Genomic DNA, 19,775 nt, shown 5'->3' with positions numbered 1-19,775 from the left:
CAGGGTATTAGCTCTCTGTTAATCCGATACGCTCGGGCCTCAGCCCACAAACAATCACATTGATGCATCAGGTGATTCAACAACATACATCAAAACAGCAGAAGATTCCGCGTCAGCACAGTGCTCACGACGCAAGGCACCAGATACAAACCCGCCTCAGTACGACGGAAATTCCCAAAGTTTCAACGCCAGCTTTGGCGCCCGCCGCCGAACCGTGTCAAAATCACCAGCCATACGATTCTGAACAGCGCCAGCGATGCCACAGCCGTTCACTCGAAAAGACCGGAGAAAAATAAACGACCCACGTCGTTCAAACGCTCAGGATTCATAAAAATGAAAGATGTAACAGATAATCTAGCCAACCTCGACTGGCTTGAGGCCATTCGATGGACTGCCGAGGGCCTGGTTCCGGCGATCGCCCAGGATGCAGCAAACGGCGACATTCTGATGATGGCCTGGATGAACCGTGAATCACTTCGTTTAACTGCCGAGGAAGGGCAGGCCGTTTACTGGTCGCGCTCACGGGGTAAACTATGGCGCAAAGGAGAGACTTCCGGGCACCAGCAAATAGTGAAGGATATTCGCCTCGACTGCGATGAAGATGTGATATTACTGAAGGTTGAGCAAAAAGGTGGGATTGCCTGCCATACTGGCCGGCGCAGCTGTTTTTACCGCTCTCTTACAGACGGCCAGTGGGCCAGTGTAGACCCCGTCATCAAAGACCCGGATGCCATTTATGGCAAAAACTGAGGAGTTAATGCATTGAGTGATGTTCTGGAAGATCTGACACGGGTTCTGGAAGCCCGAAAATCAGCCGACCCGGAGAAATCCTATGTTGCCAGCCTCCATTCCAAAGGTCTGAACAAGATACTGGAAAAGGTAGGTGAAGAGTGTACTGAGACACTGTTGGCAGCCAAAGATGCCGAACACTCTGGCGACACTCGCGCAGTAATCAGTGAAACTGCGGATCTCTGGTTTCACAGCATGGTGATGCTATCCAATCTGGGACTTAGCTCTCAGGATGTCCTGGGCGAATTAGCCCGCCGGTTTGATCTTTCCGGCCTGGAAGAAAAAGCCTCCCGGAGCCAGTAGAACTGCAAACTCTCTTATTGAGGGTTTCCGCCAGACGCCTCCGGTAGCGTACAATATTAACGAACAGACACATTAAATTGAGGACCCCCGTAATGGGTATCAGTATCTGGCAACTTCTTATCGTATTGGGCATCGTAATTCTGCTGTTCGGAACCAAAAAACTGCGCAACATTGGTACTGATCTCGGTGGTGCCATCCGCGGCTTCAAAAAGTCCATGAACGACGAAGACAGCAAACCCGGAAATCCGGATTCTCTGGAAGGTCAGGCCGAAGAACAGACCCGGCAAGCGACTGAAGAGAAACCCAAGGATAAAACCAACAGCTGAGACCAGACAGAATGTTTGATATCGGCTTTCTGGAATTGCTGATTTGTGGCGTTATTGCGTTGTTGGTACTTGGCCCCGAGCGGCTACCGACGGCTGCACGCGCGGCTGGGCGGTGGGTTGGTGGTGCCCGCCGCATGGTTAGCCAGTTCACCTCAGAGCTCGACAACCAGCTCAAGGCCGAAGAGTTCCGGAAAGAGCTGCGTAAAGCGGGAGACGTCGGCCTGGATGACGTTCAGAAAACCGTACGGGGAGCTCTGGACGAAGCCAAAAAGTACGAGCATATGATCATGTCGGACAAATCAGAGACCGACAAACAAACCGCAACTGACCACAGCATACAGGGCGAGACTACCGCAGCCTTGGGTGAGAACAAGCCCGACGAGCCGGACGCCGCGAAAAAACTGTCGGATAAGCCTTCATGAATGCAAAGACAGATGGTAAAGAGCCAGGCCATCAGAGCAACACCCCTGACAACAGTTCTCAGCAACCGGAAATGCCCCTGGTTGAACATCTTCTGGAACTTCGCAACCGCCTGTTAAAGATGGTACTGGCTGTAATTATCTGTTTTGCCGCCATTTACCCCTTCGCCAACGAGCTGTATCTCTGGTTGTCCGAGCCTATACGTACACTGCTGCCAGTCGGCCAGACCATGATCGCAACAGACATTACCTCGCCGTTTTTTGCGCCCCTGAAGCTGGCTCTGTTCCTCTCGGTGTTTGCCGCAATCCCGATCATTCTCTATCAGCTCTGGAGCTTTATCGCGCCCGGCCTTTATGCCCATGAAAAACGTCTTGCTTTCCCTCTGTTGTTTACTTCGGTCATTCTGTTCTATCTGGGTGCCGCGTTTGCGTATTATGTGGTGTTCCCTCTGGTATTCGGCTTTTTTACAGCCATAGGCCCGGAAGGCATAGTTGAACTACCGGATATCAGCAGCTATCTGAATTTTGTGCTGAAAATGTTCTTTGCGTTCGGAGTCGCCTTCGAGATTCCTATCGCTACCATTCTGCTTATCCTCAGCGGTATAACAACGCCGGCAGACCTGGCGGCCAAACGACCTTACGTTGTGGTCGCCTGCTTCATCATCGGCATGATGCTGACACCACCAGATATTATTTCCCAAACGCTTCTGGCCGTGCCCATGTGGATCCTGTTTGAGCTGGGCATTCTGTTCGGCCGGCTGGCCACGCGCGAGGCATCCGGGCAGGAAGCTGACGAGCCGCCAGCCGGATGAACATGGCGTTACTGTTCGATGATGATTTTGTTGCGACAGATCGTGTGGTATTGCGCGGCCGCCGGCTGGAGCACATCAGATCGGTGCTTGGCGCGTCCTCAGGAGACCAACTGTCCGTTGGCCGCGTAAACGGACAGATGGGGCTGGGCGAGGTGGTAAGCCTCACCGATTCCAGAGCAGAACTGATTGTTGTACTGAATCAGCAACCACCGGCTCCACTGCCCCTCACACTCATGCTCGCCATGCCCCGGCCAAAAATGTTTCGCCGTATTCTGCAAACCAGTGCGACTCTGGGCGTAAAAGATATCTGGCTGATCAACAGCTACAAGGTTGAAAAAAGCTTCTGGCAAACGCCCTGGCTATCGGATGAAAACCTGCGTGAAAACATGACTCTCGGGCTGGAGCAGGCAAAAGATACGGCTATGCCGCGCCTGCATATCCGCAAACTGTTCAAACCATTCGTGGAAGATGAGTTGCCCGCGCTCCTGCAAGGCAAGCGAGCTCTGGTTGCTCACCCTGGTACCTCCACACCCTGCCCTACCCACGTGAATAGCCCCACTGCGCTATGTATAGGCCCGGAAGGCGGTTTCACACCCTACGAAGTAGGCAAACTGGAAGAGGCTGGATGCCAGAGCGTTCATCTGGGGCCACGTATTCTCCGGATGGAAACCGCTGTTCCTGTTCTCGTCAGCCGGCTGTTTGACGCCTGCCTCTGATTCAGGAAGCTCCAGATCTGCCTTCCCACATCCTGAGCAGTGGCGTAATTACCAAAACCAGCAAAGCACCCGCCAACAAACCAAACAGGCCGTTTGCCAGCATCGGCACCAGCGCTGTGGAAAGGCCACCCAGATCCACAGAGAAATGGTGGATGGCCTCATAGACCGGCGTAATGCCGTGAACCAGAATACCCCCGCCCACCAGAAACATGGCAATCGTTCCGAGAATCGACAGAGTTTTCATCAGATAGGGAGCCAGCCAGAGAATGCCCCGCCCGGTTTTCTGTGCAATGGCGCTCTCTCTCTGGCTCAGGTAAAGACCTCCATCATCCAGTTTCACAATACCGGCAACCAACCCGTATACGCAGATGGTGATCATGACCGCCACCACGGCCAGCACCACAAACTGCATGCCGATACTCTCACCGGTTACCACGCCGAGGGTAATGGCTATGATCTCTGCGGAAAGAATGAAATCGGTCCGGATAGCGCCTTTTATCTTCTGTTTTTCCAGAACTTTAAGGTCTGTGCCTGGCTGAATGAGCGCCTCCCTCAGTTCCTTCCTGTGCTGTTCATCCTCTTTCGCGTGCAGGAATTTATGGGCAAGCTTTTCCGCACCCTCAAAACACAGAAAAGCTCCACCAAGCATTAATAGTGGCGTGACAAGCCAGGGGGCAAAAAAACTGATCGCCACGGCTGCAGGTACAAGGATCGCCTTGTTAATCATGGAACCTTTGGCCACGGCCCATACCACAGGCAACTCTCGCGCAGGTTTCACGCCGCTTACCTGTTGCGCATTCAGGGCAAGGTCATCTCCCAACACTCCAGCAGTCTTCTTTGTAGCGGCTTTTGTCATCAGGGCGATATCGTCGAGAATCGTGGCTATGTCATCGATGAGAGCAAGTAGGCTGGTTCCTGCCATGGCACTGGGTTCCCGGGTTTGTGGATAGGTATCAGGCGAGTGTATCCGAAACCCGATTCCCCAGAAACCTGCACTGAAAAGACAGCTTTAAGACTTCCTTAAGATTTGCTCTTTAGACTGACATCAATAATCGCCCGGAGTCTTGCCCATGGTTGTTTCCGCAACACCCTTTATTCAGCGGCCTGTTGCCCTCATTGCAACATTTTTCTGCTCAGCACTCCTCAGCATGCCATCTCTGGCGCTGGATTCGGGGCTCGCCCCGGAACTGGGCCTTCCGACAAAAGATGGCAAGATCACCCTTTCTGAGCTGCATGGCAAGGTTGTATTGCTGGATTTCTGGGCATCCTGGTGCGGTCCCTGTCGCCAGTCCTTTCCCTGGATGAACAAGATGCAGGCCAGATATCAGGCCCAGGGCTTTGAGGTGGTGGCCGTCAATGTCGATCAGAAACCCGAAGCCGCGGCGGAGTTTCTGAGGCAGGTACCGGCAACCTTTACAGTGGCTTACGATCCAGACGGCAAGTCCCCTGAGGCGTACGAGGTTATGGGCATGCCAAGCGCCTACCTGATTGACCGGAATGGCCATATTCACAGCCAGCACATTGGTTTTCAGAACGACAACAAAGATACCTATGAAGCAGCGATTCGCAGCCTTTTAGGCGCCCGGAACTGAGGAATAGAAATGTCTGATACCGGTTTTTTTCATGGATCTCCAAGACCAGCCCTGAAAACGCTGAGGCTGGCCACACTTATGGCTTCGGCACTGGCTGTAGCCGGCTGCAGTAATCCGGGAGTGAAGCCCTGGGAGCGCGATCTGCTGGCAGACCCGGATATGCAACTAACCGTCTCCGGCGTCGACGCAGGCCTGGATGACCACATCTATTTCAGTAAAGAAGCGTCCAGTGGTGGACGCGGATTCGGCGGGGGTGGCTGCGGATGCAACTGAAAAACTGCGACAAGTGCAAAAGCAAACCAGTGGGCCGTGCTCTGGCTGCAGCCACCTGCGCTCTGCTAGGGGTTCAGGCAAGTGATAGTCTCGCAAACGGGCAACCTGGTGAGTGGGATGTAGAAACTGCACTGCTGGTGTATTCGGAAACCGATGACCGGGTTCAGGCTGCTGAGCCAGTTATCAGCGCCACCCGCAACTTCGACGGTGAACGAAAACTCAACCTGAAGCTGGTTGCCGATACGCTCACAGGTGCATCGCCTTCCGGCGCAACACCCAGTACGCTGCCACAAACCTATACCAGCCCATCCGGTAACGGCAACTACGACGTTGCACCCGGAGACGCGCCTCTGGATGACACTTTCAAGGACACCCGGGTTGCCGTATCAGCCAACTGGGAAGCTCCGATTAACCGGGATTACGCCTACAGTGTGGGTGCTTACGGCTCCCGGGAGTATGACTATATGTCTACCGCTGTTAACGCCAGCTTGTCCCGATATCTTGATAACAAAAACACCACACTGACGGGCGGACTGTCTCTGGGCATAGACCTGGTAGATCCTGTCGGTGGCGCCCCTGTTGGCTTGTCCCGGATGCCAATAGACAATAACAAGAGTCAGGCCGGTTTCGATCAGGAGTTTTCGGCAACACGACAGAGCGATGACACCAAAACGGTGGTGGATGCGCTATTCGGTGTCACTCAGGTAATCAATCGCCAGACGCTGATGCAGTTCACGTACGGCATCAGCTACTCCAGCGGCTACCTCACTGATCCCTACAAAATTCTGAGCGTGATTGACGACACCAGCGGCGCGAATTACGGCGGGAACCTGATTGGTGCCGACGGCAATTCCGTGTACGTCTATGAGCAGAGGCCGGACACCCGTCTGAAGCATTCGCTGTACTGGCAAACCAAATACATGCTGGACAACGGGGATATCATGGATGGTTCCTACCGGTTCATGATCGATGACTGGGGAATCACCTCCCACACTCTTGATCTGAAATACCGGTGGAGAATGGGAAAAAGCTATCTCGAACCACACTTCCGTTATTATCTGCAGTCGGAAGCAGATTTCTACAAACGCTACCTCACCGGCAGCGAGTACAACTCCGGCGCACGGGCTCTGACTGAAGCCAGCGCAGATTACCGACTGGGCGATATGACCGGCCTGACGTTCGGTGCAAAATGGGGTTATCGTTTTGACAACGACCGCGAACTGGCAATACGAGCAGAATATCTGCTGCAGACGAACGACGGCGATCAGGGCTTTGGCAGCCTGGCCGGCCAGGATCTGTACCCGGATACCAGCGCCGCGTGGGTCCAACTCAGCTATAGTTTCTGACCAAGTCTGATTTACCCGGCGTACTGTGCCAGACTTTTCATCTGGCACAGTATCTGAGGACACCATGACCGCCACCACAACCATAAGCCTCAGCCCTGAAGACAATCCTGCTGGACACCCCCTGCCCCGGCTCAGCGGCGGCCCACTCTCCTGGCATGGCCGTTTTGAAGCTATGGCCAGCCCATGCGAGATCCTGCTGGATAACGTAAACCATCAGGACGCTGAACAGGCGCTCGCCTTTGCTGCCCGGGAAACCTGGCGCCTGGAGCATAAATTCTCCCGCTATGTTTCCGACAATCAGGTAGCCCGGATTAACCGGAGCAAAGGCCAGCCAGTTACAGTAGATGATGAGATAGCTCTGATGCTGGACTATGCCGCACGTTGCCATGACCTCAGCGAAGGCCGGTTCGACATAACCTCCGGCGTCCTCCGCCGGGTATGGCATTTCGATGGCAGCGACAATCTTCCCGACCAGGACGAAACCGATGCACTTCTGAAGCTGGTCGGCTGGAACAGGCTTTCCTGGCAGCGCCCCCGGTTGACTCTTCCCGAAGGAATGGAAATTGATTTCGGAGGCATTGGCAAAGAGTACGCCGTCGACCGGGTACTACTGGATCTTGAACAATCGCTGCCGGAAGGCAGCAGGGTTCTGGTTAACTTTGGTGGAGACCTGGCCTGCAACGGGTCCAGAGCCAGCGGTAAGGCATGGACTGTTGGTGTGGAAGACCATCAGGCGTTATCAGACAGCAGCAAAACCCTGTCACTGTATGGCGGCGCCCTGGCAACCAGCGGAGACAGTCGTCGATACCTGCAGAAAAACGGCGTTCGCTATAGTCACATCCTCGACCCCCACAATGGCTGGCCAGTGCCGGATGCGCCTCACAGCATCACTGTAGCTGCTCCAACCTGCACACTGGCAGGCATGCTCGCAACCTTCGCCATGCTTGCGGGCCGGGAAGCGGAACATTTTCTGGAACAGCAGGATGTTCAGTTCTGGGTGCAACGCTGAACCGTTCAACTTCTCAGCCCGCCTCAGCCCCTCAGCCCCATGGCCTCTGCAGCAATCCGGTTTTTTACCGGGCCAAGACCGTCAAGCCAGCGCATACCGGTATTCCTGAGCCATCTCAATGGCAGTTCATCACGACCAAATAGCTGTTTGAAACCCTCCATGGCAGCCATCATGCTCAGGTTGTCACCCTTGCGACGACGTTGATAGCGACCCAGAACCAGCTCATTAGCAGGGCTCAAGCCGGAACTTCTGGCCCGGGCCAGTTCTTCCAGCAAAACCCGGACATCACCGTATCCCAGGTTGGCACCCTGCCCGGCAAGCGGGTGAATGGTATGGGCAGCATCGCCTATCATTGCAAAACCTTGTGCAATGTAATCTTTCGCATGGCGCTGCCTGAGCGGAAAAGCAAAGCGCCGGGAAACAGCCTCAATGGCTCCGAGCTCTCTTTCGATTGCGCGCTCAAGTTCCGCAGTGAAAGCCGCATCATCCAGCGTCATCAGACGTCGGGCTTCGCCGGTATCCTGTGACCAGACGATGGAGCAGAAATGCTCATCTCCACCTTCCGCAGACAGCGGCAGAAATGCCAGTGGTCCGGTTTGAGAAAATCGCTGCCAGGCAGTGTATTGGTGGGTCAGGGCCGTGCGTACAGTACAGACAATGGCTTGTTGATCATAATCCCACTCACGGGTAGGCAGCCCTACCCACTGGCGCAGCCTGGAGTTGGCACCGTCGGCAGCGACCACAAGCCGGGCTCCGGGTCTGCGGCCATCCGAAAGCTCCAGGTTGCGTTGATCCCCGTCCAGCGAACAGCCTGTAACCTGGACCTTATCAATCAACTCAACCGAGCTGTTTTCCACTACTTCGAACAGTGCTCTGACCAGACCACGGTTTTCGACAATCGTGCCCAGCGCACGGGCCTGCAATTCAGCCGCATCAAAATGGATGCGTCCGGTGCCGTCTCCATCCCAAACAGTCATACCCTGATAGGGGCAATGACGTCCGGCGGTGATGCCCTGCCAGGCTCCCAGCGATTCCAGAAGCTGCTGACTCGCAACGGAAATAGCACTCACCCGGGGCTCAAAATCCTCCACACCTGTAACCGCAGCCGGAGCTTGCAACAGAGTGGTACGGTCAGCCGCCTCGATCAGGCCAGTGTTCCACCCCTGCCGGGACAAGCCGAGAGCCAGTGCGGTTCCAGTCATGCCACCGCCAACAACAAGAATATCGAATACTTCTGTATTGCTCATATCTTACCGCTTGCCGCAGGCCCGTTAATGACTGCCCTGCGCCCGCCGGTACCCATGGCTTTACGCGCAAACAGTCGCTTGGCTCCAGGTAGCAGATCCAGGCCTACCAGCCCGGCATCACGGGCCACCGCCACTGGTGCCGGAGATTTACCAAAGATACGGATCAGAGAATCCGAGAATTGTACGGTTTGCTTCCAGTCCGGGCTGTGCAGCTCGTGATAACGGCGCAAAATATGAAAATCACCCGGAGACAGGCCTTGCTCAGCAGCCAACCGGAATTGCTCTGCAAGAGTCATCAGGCCCCGCAACGCCAGGTTAAAGCCCTGCCCTGCAACCGGGTGCAAAGCATGGGCGGCATTGCCTACAAGCGCTACGCCAGGCCTTACCGGTTCATCAACCGTGGTAAGCTTCAGCGGGTAGTGATTACATTCACCAATCCGCGTAAACCGGCCCAGTCTCCAGCCAAACCGCTCCTGAAGCCGCTGACATTTGTCGCCATCGGACATTTCCAGAACCTCTCCGAGTTCCTTGTCACTTAAGGTCCAGACCAGTGCCGACTGGCGGCCTGCACGGGACGGCGAACCATGGGGCAACAGGGCCATGGGCCCGGTATCGGTAAAGCGTTCGAATGCAGTGAACTGATGGCTGTCGCTGGTGGACACGTTGGCAATCAGAGCATTCTGCTCATATCCATGATGTCGGGGCTGAAAGCCGAGCTTTTCTCTCAACCCTGAACGACCTCCATCTGCAACAATCAGACATTGACCGGTGATAGTGCGAGTGTCATCTCCAGTCCTTACGGCAACGCTCACCCCATGTTGGCAGGGTTCCATGCCAGTGACCTCGGCTGGCGCGTGCCACTGGGTACCGGTATCCAGTAACTCCCGCATCAGGCACAGCCCCATCCAGCGGTTATCCACCACATAGCCCAGAGCCTCCTGCCCGTATTCACTGGCTGCCAGACGGGTGGCACCGAAGCGGCCCCGGTCGGAAACGTGAATATGCCGGATAGGAGTTGCATGCTCCGACAACCGCGACCAGAGCCCAAGCTCTTCGAAGACCAGCCGCGAACCCCAGGCCAGCGCTGTAGAGCGGGCGTCATAGCTGGGCTGGTAGGACTCGGGCAAGGCATCTGCAGACAATGGAAAAGCCTCAACCACTGTCACTCTCAGCGCAGGCGCAACCCGGGCAAGAGCCAGGGCCAGTGTCGCACCTGCAAGCCCTCCGCCAGCAATGATCACATCGGTATCTGAGTGAGTCACAGGCTCATCCCGCCATCAGTGCTTCAATCTCTTCAACAGTTTTGGGCACGCCGTTTGTCAGTACCCGGCATCCCTCTTTCGTCACCACTACGTCGTCTTCAATGCGGATACCAATCCCACGCCATTTTTCATCCACATCGGTATTATCCGGCGCGATATACAGGCCAGGCTCAACCGTCAACACCATGCCCGGTTCAAGCAATCGCCATGCATCGCCAACTTTGTAATCGCCTACATCGTGCACATCCAGCCCCAGCCAGTGGCCAGTGCGGTGCATGAAGAAGGGTTTGAAGGCTTCGCTGGCAATGGCATCATCAACCGTGCCCGACAAAATCCCCAGATCGATCAGCCCTGCAGTCAGTACTCTCAAGGCCGCTTCGTGAGGGTGGTTCCAGTGGTTACCGGGACGAACCGCTTCGATGGCTGCATACTGAGAGTCCAGTACCACTTCGTAAACTGCCCGCTGCTCGGGGCTGAATTTACCGCTGACCGGAAAGGTTCGGGTAATGTCAGATGCGTAACATTCCACTTCACAGCCTGCATCAATCAGTACCAGATCGCCCTCATTCAGGGGCGCTGTATTCTCGATGTAATGCAGAATGCAACCATTGGCACCACCACCGACGATGGATGGATAAGCCGTGGAACGGGCCCCATGATCCATGAACGTATGAATCAACTCAGCCTCAAGGTTGTATTCGTTCCCACCCTTCCTGGCACGCTTCATCGCACGGATATGGGCTTCGGCACTGATTTCACCTGCTCGCGCCATGGCCTTGATCTCGCTCGCGCTTTTATATAACCGCAGATCGTGCAGCAGGTGCTCCAGCGAAACGAACTCACCTGGCGGATGCGCACCGCTTTTAACCTTGCTGCGAAGAACTTTGACCCAGTCCATAACCCGGGTATCGAAACCCTGATCTTTGCCAAGCGGGTAGTACACCCGGCTGCGCCCTTCAATCATACCTGGCAGGATGTCGTCGATATCGGATACCGGGAAGGCGTCATCCAGGCCGTAACGTTCAATTGCCCCCTCAGGCCCCACAAGAAAGCCATCCCAGAGTTCCTTCTCAGGATTTTTCTCTTTACAGAACAGTACCGACTCACCGTGCTCGCGGCCCGGAATCAGCGCCAATACAGCCTCAGGTTCACCGAAACCGGTCAGGTACTGGAAATCGCTGTCCTGACGGAATGGGTGCAACACATCCCGGTTCCGGACACGTTCAGGCGCAGCCGGAATAATGGCAATACTGTCGGGCGCCATGCGCTCCATCAGTTTGCGACGGCGCTCGGCAAATTCTTTGACGGGTATAATAGACGACATGGATTCTCCCGCAGTGTGTGAGACGCTTAATGCAGCGTTGGCGTTAGCTGTGCCGGTTTTTCCGGGGGATTGAACTCGGTGAATACGGCCAGAGCCCCGAGCCGGATGTATTCGGTTATCTCCATCAGTTGCTGTTCGCTTTCCTGGTCTGATTCCTGATCTTCCGAAACCTGGCTGATGGCCACCATATCCTCGATCAACTCGCGAATTTCATCCGGCGCCTCGCCCAGAGACTCTCCGGCAGACAGGGCCATACCTTCAAGAAAACCACGTACCCAGGCCACCAGGGCTTCCAGGCGTTGGTCAATCGCATAATCATCATCAGGCAGCAAAGGGTGAAAGCTCATGTCAGCCGACTTCAGAATGGCCAGCGTTTGTTCGTAGGCTTCGTTCATGAATACGGACAGGTCACTGGCTTCCCCGGTCGCGCTTTCGGGCAACCCCATGTGTTCGCAAACCATGGCAAGCCACTCGTCTTCCTCTATGCGTGATCCGGCGGCCAGACGGCCACAAAGGGCGCCATGCAGTTCGGAAGGATGACTGAACGCTTTATGGGTGCTGAATATGTTAGCCCAGCGCTCGAATTCTTCGGCATAGGCCGCGCTGGCAGTGTCGGTTTCTGACATGAAACAAGCCAATCCTGTGTTATAGGGTTAGGGAACTATCCTAACATTCAGGTGCCATCAAGGCACTCGCAGGTTGATTTTCGCGAATTGAGAGAGGAACATGTTATAACATATCATTTTCGATCAGAGGACAGAGTGATGCACCCCAAAAAGCTCCTGACATTACCAATCGTATCGACACTTCTTACCGCCATCGTCAGCGCGAACACCATGGCTGCAGATAACCCGGCTTCCCATCAGCACGGACACGCAGAAATGCAACTTGCGTTCACCGGTAGCCAGGTCGAAATACTGTTCCTGTCGCCGGCTGCAAATATACTTGGATTCGAGCATGAGCCGCGCACACCGGAGCAACACCAGGTTATAGAAAGCACGACCATGTGGCTAAGCGAAACCCCCCTGATAAACACACCCGAATCCACCTGCATAGTGAAAGCCACAGAGGTTCAGCATGAAATTGCAGGCGGGCACGATCAGCACGAGCATGACGACCACGACGAGCATGACGAATCAGACCACAACCACGGCGCTCAGCACGCAGATATCACAGTAATCCAGACTTTGAACTGCCCCGGACTTGATGAGCCTGCCTCTCTGACGACGCCACTCATCACCCGGTTTCCTGGCATCGAAGATCTCGATATAGCCTGGGCCGGCCCGGATGGACAAGGAGCCACCCGCCTGGGGCATGGAGAGAGCTCATTCAATACCGGTCGCTGAAACTATTCCTCGTAGGGTTCAACAGCTTCTACCACCATTGAGTATGAGGACGTACCTATGTCTGTTTCCGTCCGGTCAATAACAAGTGTACCTGTAACCCAGACCGGATCGTACAGGGCATCGAGCTTGAACCCCTCTTTGTATTTCATATGAATAATCTGGTTGGGCGGCGGCGGCGGCACATGGATGCAGGCTCCGTAATATGGCACCAGGAAAAACTCCAGAATGCGCATATCCCTGGTTGTCTTGAGCGGCACCACAAAACCGGGGATGCGGCCTTGAACGCTAGCCATCTCCGGAACAACCCTGCCGGTCATTATTTCGTCCGGCAGCAAAGTCGGGCCATCGCCCTCGTGCTCAAGTTCTGGCATATTTTCAAGCAAGGCCAGATCTTCAGCAGGCATCAGATCGAGCCAGTCAATTTCCCGCAACTCCTGCTTCGTTTCTGAATATGCCGGAACAGCTGCGCCCAGCAGAGCAATCATCAGAACCGGAAGGAGTAGCCTGGCAGGGCAATGTAAGGACTGGATCATCAATATAACTCTCCGAAAAACTGACAGCGAAGTAAACGCCGGCGAATCTATGCCAGACATAATACACGGGGCGGGTAAGGATCAACATGAATAGCCAGTCAGAATCCAGTACACAAAGACCTGCAGATGGAACCGCGGCCATTGAGGTCAAAGACCTCACATTCCGCTGGGACAAACATCAGCCGGCACTCACATTCCCGGATTTACTCCTGCCACGAGGCGAGCACCTTTTCCTTCACGGCCCAAGCGGTACCGGAAAGAGCACTTTCCTGAGCCTTCTGGCGGGCATGCTTCCGCCAGCAACCGGCACCATCAACCTGCTGGGAACAAGCATCCAGAAACTGGGTTCGGGCAAACGTGATCGTTTCCGGGCTGATCATATTGGCGTGATCTTCCAGCAATTCAACCTTGTGCCCTACCTTACGGCCCAGGCCAACGTGACCCTGCCCTGCAGACTCTCAAAAATACGCAAGACCTCATCGGGCGAGGCTTCAGGTGCAGCTCAGACGCTGCTGACCGCACTCAACATTCCTGAAAGCCACTGGCAAAAGAAAGTGACCCAGCTCAGTATTGGCCAGCAGCAACGGATTGCCGCTGCGCGGGCGCTGATCGGTGCCCCGGAAATTATTCTGGCAGACGAGCCAACCTCTGCACTGGACAGCAACAACCGCGATCGCTTCATCGACCTTTTGCTGAAGTTGGCGGAAGAGTCCAGCACCTCCGTTCTGTTCGTCAGCCATGACCGCTCTCTCGCCCAGAGATTTCACCATCAGATTCAACTCGGGGAGGTGCCGGCATGAAAATCCGTCTGGCAATCTCACTGGCAACCGCAAGCCTCTGGCACCGGCGCAAGGTATTGGCACTGGTGTGCCTCACGCTTACTTTAAGCGTCACTTTGCTGCTCGGCATCCAGTATCTGCGCACAGAAGTAAAACAGTCCTTTACCAGTACCATCAGTGATACAGACCTGATCATCGGTGCCCGCAGCGGCCAGATAAATCTATTGCTGTATACGGTGTTTCATATTGGCGATGCAACAAACAACATCCGGTGGTCTACGTTCCAGGAACTAAAACAAGACTCTCGCATTGACTGGCTGATCCCCATTTCTCTGGGTGATAGCTACAAAGGGTTTCGGGTTGTCGGCACAGACGAAGGGTTTGGCAGGCACTTCCGGTTTGGCCGGGGGCAGCCTCTGGCTCTGGCTAGCGGCCAGTGGTTTGACGGAGTGTTCGATGTGGTTTTGGGGGCGGGTGTAGCCAAAAAGCTGAACCACGTCCTCGATGACAAAATCATACTTTCCCATGGCGGCGGCCGTACCAGCTTCTCCAACCACACGAATACTCCGTTTACGGTGACTGGCATTCTTGAGGCCACGGGCACGCCAGTAGACCAGGCGGTATACATCAGCCTCCAGGGAATGGAAGCTATACACGTAGGCTGGGAGTCTGGCGTTGCCATTCCTGGCCGTACACTCACGCCAGCACAAGCTGAGGGCCGGGATTTCACACCAGACGCCATCACCGCCGTCTTCGCCGGCCTGGATCGCAAGATCCTCACATTCCGCGTGCAGCGCGATCTTAACCAATACACAGGTGAGCCACTCTCCGCCATTCTGCCGGGCGTCGCCCTGAGCGAACTCTGGCGCCTGATGAGTCAGTTTGAACGGGCACTGTTGGGTATAACCGGATTCGTGGTAATTACCAGCCTGATCGGGTTGATTGCAGTCCTACTCACACTGCAGACCCAGCGCGCCCATGAAATAGCGATCCTGCGCGCTACAGGTGCCTCTCCCGGACTGATAGCAAGCCTCTATATCATCGAGTGCCTGGCGCTCGCGGTAGTGGCCTGCGTGATTTCACTGGCGTTGAGTGCATTCACGGTTTCAATGCTGGGCCCCTGGTTACTCACAAATTACGGGCTTCAGGTTCAGCTCCGCCCACTGAACCTTGAGGAGTGGGCTCTCCTGGCGTCCGTGCCTCTGGCCGCCGTGGCAGTAGCGCTGGTCCCCGCATTCAGTGCCTGGCGCCAGAGCCGTTCACAAGGATTTGGAAGCCCCGGCGAATCGTGATGCAATTCTCGCTGGAGAACGAAAACAGCCAAGAACGCCAGAGAGTAGCTCTCATGACAACCATGTAAATTGACCGTTATGGCGCGCGCACTTATAGTTAGGCGCAATACCTTCAACCTATGCTGGGCACGTCATGGAACAGTCCGAAGTACAAGCATTAGCGGACAAGCTGGACAAGCTGATCGAACACTGCCAGAAACTGGAACAGAACAATGCCACCCTGAGGCAGTTGCAGGACGACTGGAACCGGGAACGGTCCCAGCTTATGCACAAAAATGATCTTGCCAAAAACAAGATCGAAGCCATGATCGGCCGCCTTCGGGCGCTGGAGCATCATTGATGTCTAAGCAATCCACCACCGTTGAGGTCAAGATTCTCGACAAGGAATATCTGGTTGCCTGCCCCCCGGAGGAACAGGAAGCCCTCATTCGTGCGGCCAGGCACCTGGACAGTAAAATGCGCGAAATACGCACCAGCGGCAAAGTATTCGGAACCGAACGCATCGCGGTGATGGCGGCCCTGAACATGACCCACGAACTGCTTGAGCGAGACACCATGTCTGATGCCACCAGCACCCTGCTGAAAGCCATGGACAGCAAGCTGGAAAACGCTCTCGGAGAGTCCTCCAACCACTGATTCTGCGAAGATTCCCCGATAGGTGTTGCAATCAGCCCCGGGTCTGACCCTATAATGATTTCACTTCCTGGGCTGTTCGCTGGTCGGATTCGTCCTCGAGCCGATGCGCACTACCCAGGTGGCCACTTCAGGGCATTGTGAGCATGTCCCCGTCAGGGGAAAGCCTAATATGCCACAGCGGCCACCGACCTTGAACTTTGGGTTCAAGGGCCACATCTGATAACGGCAGTCCGGGAAGTTTCATTTTGAGCCAACGAATCGACTCACACCCCTCTGAATCCGATTTACTTTCTTTATCCCGCAACGAACTACGTAAACAGCTGCGTCAGCGCAGACGTATGTTGTCGCCCCGTGAGCAGGAACAGGCCGCTGCTTCCCTTGCGCTTAATCTGATAAAGAATCCGGATTTACACAGAGCCAGGCACATAGCCATTTATCTTCCCAACGACGGCGAGATCGATCCACATCTGTATATGGCCCCGGCCCTCCGCAAGGGCGTCAACTTCTACCTGCCGGTACTGCACCCTATTCACCCGGGAAAGCTGGTGTTCAGCCCGTACTACGATGGCGTCGAACTAACTGCCAATCGATTTGGCATTCCCGAACCTTCGTTCAGTAAAGGGCTCAGGCGACCCGCCTGGGCGCTGGATGCAGTGTTGTTTCCACTGGTGGGCTTTGACGAAAATGGTGGACGACTGGGGATGGGGGGAGGATTTTACGATAGAACCTTCGCATTCAGCAGGCAGGGGACACGGCCAGCGCCAAAGCTAATAGGCATTGCCCACGAGTTCCAGAAGGTAGAAAAACTGCCGGTTGAGTCCTGGGATGTACCACTTCACAGCGTGGTGACAGACAAACAGGTATATCGAGTTAAATAGTGAGGGTCGCTGTTACCGATTTAACGGCGCTTTGGCCATGTATTCGGAATAGCTTGAAACAAAACTTTTCGTGGAGGACGAGGAACCATCTTCCGAGGCCTGAAGCGAGGTAAATCCGGTAATTACAAGGCCGACAGCAAAAATCAGCACAATGGCCCGGATAATATCAGGCTTACCACCCATGACGCGTATCCCTGTTCCAAATAAGATTAAATCTGCGGAAAATCAGTTAGCTATTCTTGTTTTCAAGAATTAGACGAAAGACTAACACGCATCCTGAATTTTACAATTTTTCACAGATTAAAGTTCAGTAAGATAAAAAAAGAGGAATACCGGAACGCATTGCGGATAAAAAGCAGCCCGGGCAGGAATAGCCGGGCTGCCTGCTTTCTGGCTAGGACGCTTTCCCGTTACCTGCTCCCAGGAATAACTGGTAGGCCTCGTTGTCCGTCATGTTTTCATAACGGAAACCCACTTTTTTCAGCATTGCTTCAAAATCTGTTACTTCATCGTTTTCCACCTGTGCGCCCAGCAGAACACGGCTGTATGCAGCACCATGATTGCGGTAGTGGAACATGGAGATATTCCAGCGAGTCCCCAAAGACATAAGAAACTTCAGCAGAGCACCCGGGCGTTCGGGAAACTCGAACTGGAAGACTTTCTCGTTGGTAATCGTGGGCGCATGACCACCGACCATGTAGCGAATATGCTGTTTGGCCATATCGCTGTCAGTAAGGTCAACAACCGAGTAACCATTTTCACGAAGATCCTGAACCAGCTCGTCCCTTCCCAAACCGCCAGCCTGGATTTGAATACCCACAAAAATTGTGGCCTGGCTCGCATCTGAATATCGATAATTGAACTCAGTAATACTGCGCTTGTGCAGAGCATTGATGAAGGTTTTGAAAGCACCCGGCTTCTCGGGAATGGTAACTGCAAGGATAGCTTCACGCTTCTCACCGATTTCCGTACGCTCGGAAATATATCGCAGGCGATCAAAGTTCATATTGGCGCCGCTGAGGGTGGCGATCAGATTTTCATTCTCGATCGATTCCCGCTCAATATACTTCTTGATCCCGGCCACACCCAGCGCGCCGGCGGGTTCGGATATGGAACGCGTATCTTCAAAAATATCCTTGATCGCCGCGCAGATCTCGTCGGTGGAAACGGTGATCACCTCATCCACGTGATCCTTGCATATCTCCCAGGGATACTCGCCGATCTGTTTTACAGCTACGCCATCGGCGAAGATACCCACCTCATCCAGAATCACGCGTTTGCCCGCTTTCATGGCAGCCTGCAGGCAGTTCGAATCTTCCGGCTCAACACCAATGATCTTGATTTCGGGGCGCAGATACTTGATGTACGCTGCCATGCCTGCAATCAGCCCACCACCGCCCACACAGATAAACACTGCATGGATTGGCTTGGTGAACTGCCACATCATTTCCATCGCAACGGTACCCTGCCCGGCAATAACATCCGGATCATCATAGGGCGGGATGTAGGTATAACCGTGCTTCTCGATCAACTCATGGGCATGGGCTGCCGCCTCATCAAAGGCATCCCCCCTGAGCACCACCTTCGCGCCATGATCCCGCACTGAGCGTACTTTGATTTCCGGCGTAGTCTGCGGCATCACAATGATGGCCTTGATACCAAGCTTTTTGGCAGCAAGTGCTACACCCTGAGCGTGGTTGCCGGCAGATGCGCAAATCACTCCCTTGGCTTTCTGCTCCTCTGACAACTGGGCAATTCGGTTGTACGCACCACGAATCTTGAAGGAAAACACCGGCTGAAGGTCTTCCCGCTTGAGCATAATATTGTTGCCAAAGCGTTTGGACAGGCTGCGGGCTTCAGTGAGGGGTGTTTCGATGGCCACGTCATAGACGCGCGCATCGAGAATTTTCTTGATGTAGCGTTGCGGCATGCTGGTTCCGATTGCTGGTGAATGGTAGAGGAAAACGTACAGTGTAGAAAGTTTGCACATCAGCCGTCTATAAGCAGACCTACCTTAGGCGCTATAATGAAGCCGAACTCACACGATTTGCACCCGGAGCGCCCGATGACCCAGGACGAACTGAAAAAAGCCGTTGCCAAAGCCGCAGTGGACTACATAGCACCGCGTCTTGAACGCGACAGCATTATTGGCGTTGGTACAGGAAGTACTGCCAACTTTTTCATCGACATGCTCGCGGATCTGAAAACCGAGTTCGATGGAGCTGTAGCCAGCTCGGAAGCAACAGCAGAGCGCCTAAAAAGCCACGGCATTCCCGTCTATGACCTGAACAGTGCCGGTGCGCTGGAGTTCTATGTAGATGGAGCTGACGAAACCAACGAACGCCTTGAACTGATCAAAGGTGGGGGTGGCGCACTGACCCGGGAAAAAATAGTTGCAGCGGTCGCCAGGACCTTTATCTGCATTGCCGACGAATCAAAGAAAGTGAACCTGCTGGGCGGCTTTCCTCTGCCGGTGGAAGTAATCCCCATGGCACGCAGTCACGTTGGCCGTGAAATCGTCAAACTGGGCGGAGACCCCGTGTACCGGGACGGATTCACAACCGATAACGGCAACATCATTCTGGACATACACAACATGGACATTTCCCGCCCTATCCAGATTGAAGAGAAGCTGAACAATATTGTGGGCATCGTCACCAATGGGCTTTTCGCCATACGCCCGGCAGATCTGCTGCTGCTCGGTACCGCCAACGGAGTAGAAAGTATTCCTCGAAAAGGCATCTGATTCCGGCGGGGACACAACCCCTGGCCCGAAACCAAAAAGAAAGCCGGCTCCTCATGCCGGTTTTTTTATACCCCCGAAGACAAAAACCAAGCGCTTGCTTGGCATCTGAAATTGCGCGACACTGCTCCATATCATTTCTGAACAGAG

General features: G+C 54.6%; 25 protein-coding genes and 1 other RNA gene. 18 read left to right on the top strand and 8 right to left on the bottom strand.

Features of this window, described 5'->3' with window-relative positions:
- The first annotated feature begins 333 nt into the window (after positions 1–333).
- From hisI to CPA50_RS00230, 6 genes are all read left to right on the top strand, one after another.
- Complete coding sequence (gene hisI / locus CPA50_RS00255; RefSeq protein ID WP_096780509.1) at positions 334–750, top strand: phosphoribosyl-AMP cyclohydrolase; 417 nt, start codon at positions 334–336, stop codon at positions 748–750.
- A gap of 12 nt (positions 751–762) precedes the next feature.
- Positions 763–1,092: a phosphoribosyl-ATP diphosphatase gene (locus tag CPA50_RS00250; protein WP_096780508.1), complete on the top strand. Its 330-nt coding sequence runs from the start codon at positions 763–765 to the stop codon at positions 1,090–1,092.
- 92 nt (positions 1,093–1,184) lie between these two features.
- Complete coding sequence (gene tatA / locus CPA50_RS00245) at positions 1,185–1,418, top strand: Sec-independent protein translocase subunit TatA (protein WP_096780507.1); 234 nt, start codon at positions 1,185–1,187, stop codon at positions 1,416–1,418.
- An 11-nt stretch (positions 1,419–1,429) separates the two neighbouring features.
- Positions 1,430–1,840 carry a Sec-independent protein translocase protein TatB gene (tatB, locus tag CPA50_RS00240; RefSeq protein ID WP_227519430.1) on the top strand — a complete coding sequence of 137 codons (411 nt, stop codon included), beginning with the start codon at positions 1,430–1,432 and terminating at the stop codon, positions 1,838–1,840.
- Positions 1,837–2,649: a twin-arginine translocase subunit TatC gene (gene tatC / locus CPA50_RS00235; protein ID WP_227519429.1), complete on the top strand. Its 813-nt coding sequence runs from the start codon at positions 1,837–1,839 to the stop codon at positions 2,647–2,649. The genes tatB and tatC overlap by 4 nt, the downstream gene beginning before the upstream one ends.
- Positions 2,646–3,365, top strand: a complete 720-nt coding sequence (locus CPA50_RS00230) for a 16S rRNA (uracil(1498)-N(3))-methyltransferase (RefSeq protein ID WP_096780506.1) — start codon at positions 2,646–2,648, stop codon at positions 3,363–3,365. Before tatC ends, CPA50_RS00230 begins: the two co-directional genes overlap by 4 nt.
- 1 nt (position 3,366) lies before the next feature.
- Here CPA50_RS00230 and CPA50_RS00225 read toward each other — a convergent pair whose 3' ends face one another.
- Positions 3,367–4,287 (bottom strand): DUF808 domain-containing protein, encoded by a 921-nt coding sequence (locus tag CPA50_RS00225; protein WP_096780505.1) that lies wholly within the window; start codon positions 4,285–4,287, stop codon positions 3,367–3,369.
- A gap of 148 nt (positions 4,288–4,435) precedes the next feature.
- Between CPA50_RS00225 and CPA50_RS00220 the strand changes: the two genes are divergently transcribed.
- Genes CPA50_RS00220 through CPA50_RS00205 form a run of 4 tightly spaced genes read left to right on the top strand, consistent with a single transcriptional unit; the run spans position 4,436 to position 7,585 of the window.
- A complete protein-coding gene (locus CPA50_RS00220; protein ID WP_096780504.1) occupies positions 4,436–4,957 on the top strand; it encodes a TlpA family protein disulfide reductase in 522 nt (173 codons plus the stop codon).
- A 9-nt stretch (positions 4,958–4,966) separates the two neighbouring features.
- Complete coding sequence (locus tag CPA50_RS00215) at positions 4,967–5,230, top strand: DUF4266 domain-containing protein (protein WP_179397122.1); 264 nt, start codon at positions 4,967–4,969, stop codon at positions 5,228–5,230.
- Positions 5,221–6,576 (top strand): DUF3570 domain-containing protein, encoded by a 1,356-nt coding sequence (locus CPA50_RS00210; protein WP_096780503.1) that lies wholly within the window; start codon positions 5,221–5,223, stop codon positions 6,574–6,576. The genes CPA50_RS00215 and CPA50_RS00210 overlap by 10 nt, the downstream gene beginning before the upstream one ends.
- Positions 6,577–6,601: 25 nt before the next feature.
- A complete protein-coding gene (locus tag CPA50_RS00205; protein ID WP_227519428.1) occupies positions 6,602–7,585 on the top strand; it encodes an FAD:protein FMN transferase in 984 nt (327 codons plus the stop codon).
- A gap of 23 nt (positions 7,586–7,608) precedes the next feature.
- On the opposite strand, the gene CPA50_RS00200 is transcribed toward CPA50_RS00205, so the two are convergent.
- From CPA50_RS00200 to CPA50_RS00185, 4 genes are read right to left on the bottom strand one after another with little or no spacing between them, the layout of a single operon-like run.
- Entirely contained in the window at positions 7,609–8,832 is a 1,224-nt protein-coding gene (locus CPA50_RS00200; protein WP_096780502.1) for a UbiH/UbiF/VisC/COQ6 family ubiquinone biosynthesis hydroxylase, read from the bottom strand.
- On the bottom strand, positions 8,829–10,094 hold the full coding sequence (gene ubiH, locus CPA50_RS00195) for a 2-octaprenyl-6-methoxyphenyl hydroxylase (protein ID WP_096780501.1): 1,266 nt from the start codon (positions 10,092–10,094) through the stop codon (positions 8,829–8,831). The genes CPA50_RS00200 and ubiH overlap by 4 nt, the downstream gene beginning before the upstream one ends.
- Before the next feature lie 4 nt (positions 10,095–10,098).
- Positions 10,099–11,418 (bottom strand): Xaa-Pro aminopeptidase, encoded by a 1,320-nt coding sequence (pepP, locus tag CPA50_RS00190; protein ID WP_096780500.1) that lies wholly within the window; start codon positions 11,416–11,418, stop codon positions 10,099–10,101.
- Positions 11,419–11,444: 26 nt separating this feature from the next.
- Positions 11,445–12,044, bottom strand: coding sequence for a UPF0149 family protein (locus CPA50_RS00185; RefSeq protein WP_096780499.1), 600 nt, complete (start codon positions 12,042–12,044; stop codon positions 11,445–11,447).
- A gap of 138 nt (positions 12,045–12,182) precedes the next feature.
- On the opposite strand from CPA50_RS00185, the gene CPA50_RS00180 reads away from it, so the two are divergent.
- The gene (locus tag CPA50_RS00180) at positions 12,183–12,764 is read left to right on the top strand and encodes a ZrgA family zinc uptake protein (RefSeq protein ID WP_096780498.1); all 582 of its coding nucleotides are present in this window, start codon (positions 12,183–12,185) and stop codon (positions 12,762–12,764) included.
- Positions 12,765–12,766: 2 nt separating this feature from the next.
- Here CPA50_RS00180 and CPA50_RS00175 read toward each other — a convergent pair whose 3' ends face one another.
- Positions 12,767–13,249, bottom strand: coding sequence for a DUF3299 domain-containing protein (locus CPA50_RS00175; RefSeq protein WP_096780497.1), 483 nt, complete (start codon positions 13,247–13,249; stop codon positions 12,767–12,769).
- A 134-nt stretch (positions 13,250–13,383) separates the two neighbouring features.
- Here CPA50_RS00175 and CPA50_RS00170 point away from each other — a divergent pair, with 134 nt between their 5' ends.
- The 6 genes from CPA50_RS00170 (at position 13,384) to CPA50_RS00145 (ending at position 16,882) form a co-directional block, all read left to right on the top strand.
- A complete protein-coding gene (locus CPA50_RS00170) occupies positions 13,384–14,097 on the top strand; it encodes an ABC transporter ATP-binding protein (RefSeq protein WP_096780496.1) in 714 nt (237 codons plus the stop codon).
- Positions 14,094–15,368 carry an ABC transporter permease gene (locus CPA50_RS00165; RefSeq protein ID WP_096780495.1) on the top strand — a complete coding sequence of 425 codons (1,275 nt, stop codon included), beginning with the start codon at positions 14,094–14,096 and terminating at the stop codon, positions 15,366–15,368. Before CPA50_RS00170 ends, CPA50_RS00165 begins: the two co-directional genes overlap by 4 nt.
- A gap of 133 nt (positions 15,369–15,501) precedes the next feature.
- Complete coding sequence (locus CPA50_RS00160; protein ID WP_096780494.1) at positions 15,502–15,708, top strand: TIGR02449 family protein; 207 nt, start codon at positions 15,502–15,504, stop codon at positions 15,706–15,708.
- Positions 15,708–16,004 carry a cell division protein ZapA gene (locus CPA50_RS00155; RefSeq protein ID WP_096780493.1) on the top strand — a complete coding sequence of 99 codons (297 nt, stop codon included), beginning with the start codon at positions 15,708–15,710 and terminating at the stop codon, positions 16,002–16,004. The genes CPA50_RS00160 and CPA50_RS00155 overlap by 1 nt, the downstream gene beginning before the upstream one ends.
- Positions 16,005–16,065: 61 nt before the next feature.
- Positions 16,066–16,245: non-coding RNA, 6S RNA (ssrS, locus tag CPA50_RS00150), on the top strand.
- Positions 16,246–16,249: 4 nt separating this feature from the next.
- Positions 16,250–16,882 carry a 5-formyltetrahydrofolate cyclo-ligase gene (locus CPA50_RS00145; protein ID WP_096780492.1) on the top strand — a complete coding sequence of 211 codons (633 nt, stop codon included), beginning with the start codon at positions 16,250–16,252 and terminating at the stop codon, positions 16,880–16,882.
- Positions 16,883–16,894: 12 nt separating this feature from the next.
- On the opposite strand, the gene CPA50_RS19380 is transcribed toward CPA50_RS00145, so the two are convergent.
- A complete protein-coding gene (locus CPA50_RS19380; RefSeq protein WP_179397120.1) occupies positions 16,895–17,065 on the bottom strand; it encodes a hypothetical protein in 171 nt (56 codons plus the stop codon).
- A 211-nt stretch (positions 17,066–17,276) separates the two neighbouring features.
- Complete coding sequence (gene ilvA, locus CPA50_RS00140) at positions 17,277–18,812, bottom strand: threonine ammonia-lyase, biosynthetic (protein ID WP_096780491.1); 1,536 nt, start codon at positions 18,810–18,812, stop codon at positions 17,277–17,279.
- A gap of 135 nt (positions 18,813–18,947) precedes the next feature.
- Between ilvA and rpiA the strand changes: the two genes are divergently transcribed.
- A complete protein-coding gene (rpiA, locus tag CPA50_RS00135) occupies positions 18,948–19,628 on the top strand; it encodes a ribose-5-phosphate isomerase RpiA (RefSeq protein ID WP_096780490.1) in 681 nt (226 codons plus the stop codon).
- Positions 19,629–19,775 lie beyond the last annotated feature (147 nt).

This window comes from Marinobacter sp. ANT_B65 (assembly GCF_002407605.1).
In the GTDB taxonomy this organism is placed as follows: Bacteria; Pseudomonadota; Gammaproteobacteria; order Pseudomonadales; family Oleiphilaceae; genus Marinobacter.
The sequence above is the reverse complement of the archived record's forward strand: the minus strand, read 5'-3'. Positions and strand labels throughout refer to the sequence as shown.

Bases quoted from the DNA above. Each gene is read 5' to 3' on its own strand.
- pepP (WP_096780500.1), bottom strand. From the start codon at position 11,418: ATGTCGTCTATTATACCCGTCAAAGAATTTGCCGAGCGCCGTCGCAAA.
- CPA50_RS00160 (WP_096780494.1), top strand. From the start codon at position 15,502: ATGGAACAGTCCGAAGTACAAGCATTAGCGGACAAGCTGGACAAGCTG.
- CPA50_RS00170 (WP_096780496.1), top strand. From the start codon at position 13,384: ATGAATAGCCAGTCAGAATCCAGTACACAAAGACCTGCAGATGGAACC.
- rpiA (WP_096780490.1), top strand. From the start codon at position 18,948: ATGACCCAGGACGAACTGAAAAAAGCCGTTGCCAAAGCCGCAGTGGAC.
- CPA50_RS00175 (WP_096780497.1), bottom strand. From the start codon at position 13,249: ATGATTGCTCTGCTGGGCGCAGCTGTTCCGGCATATTCAGAAACGAAG.
- CPA50_RS00200 (WP_096780502.1), bottom strand. From the start codon at position 8,832: ATGAGCAATACAGAAGTATTCGATATTCTTGTTGTTGGCGGTGGCATG.
- tatA (WP_096780507.1), top strand. From the start codon at position 1,185: ATGGGTATCAGTATCTGGCAACTTCTTATCGTATTGGGCATCGTAATT.
- CPA50_RS00180 (WP_096780498.1), top strand. From the start codon at position 12,183: ATGCACCCCAAAAAGCTCCTGACATTACCAATCGTATCGACACTTCTT.
- tatC (WP_227519429.1), top strand. From the start codon at position 1,837: ATGAATGCAAAGACAGATGGTAAAGAGCCAGGCCATCAGAGCAACACC.
- CPA50_RS00230 (WP_096780506.1), top strand. From the start codon at position 2,646: ATGAACATGGCGTTACTGTTCGATGATGATTTTGTTGCGACAGATCGT.
- CPA50_RS00220 (WP_096780504.1), top strand. From the start codon at position 4,436: ATGGTTGTTTCCGCAACACCCTTTATTCAGCGGCCTGTTGCCCTCATT.
- CPA50_RS00165 (WP_096780495.1), top strand. From the start codon at position 14,094: ATGAAAATCCGTCTGGCAATCTCACTGGCAACCGCAAGCCTCTGGCAC.
- CPA50_RS00210 (WP_096780503.1), top strand. From the start codon at position 5,221: ATGCAACTGAAAAACTGCGACAAGTGCAAAAGCAAACCAGTGGGCCGT.
- CPA50_RS00215 (WP_179397122.1), top strand. From the start codon at position 4,967: ATGTCTGATACCGGTTTTTTTCATGGATCTCCAAGACCAGCCCTGAAA.
- tatB (WP_227519430.1), top strand. From the start codon at position 1,430: ATGTTTGATATCGGCTTTCTGGAATTGCTGATTTGTGGCGTTATTGCG.
- CPA50_RS00225 (WP_096780505.1), bottom strand. From the start codon at position 4,287: ATGGCAGGAACCAGCCTACTTGCTCTCATCGATGACATAGCCACGATT.
- CPA50_RS00185 (WP_096780499.1), bottom strand. From the start codon at position 12,044: ATGTCAGAAACCGACACTGCCAGCGCGGCCTATGCCGAAGAATTCGAG.
- CPA50_RS19380 (WP_179397120.1), bottom strand. From the start codon at position 17,065: ATGGGTGGTAAGCCTGATATTATCCGGGCCATTGTGCTGATTTTTGCT.
- hisI (WP_096780509.1), top strand. From the start codon at position 334: ATGAAAGATGTAACAGATAATCTAGCCAACCTCGACTGGCTTGAGGCC.
- ilvA (WP_096780491.1), bottom strand. From the start codon at position 18,812: ATGCCGCAACGCTACATCAAGAAAATTCTCGATGCGCGCGTCTATGAC.
- CPA50_RS00155 (WP_096780493.1), top strand. From the start codon at position 15,708: ATGTCTAAGCAATCCACCACCGTTGAGGTCAAGATTCTCGACAAGGAA.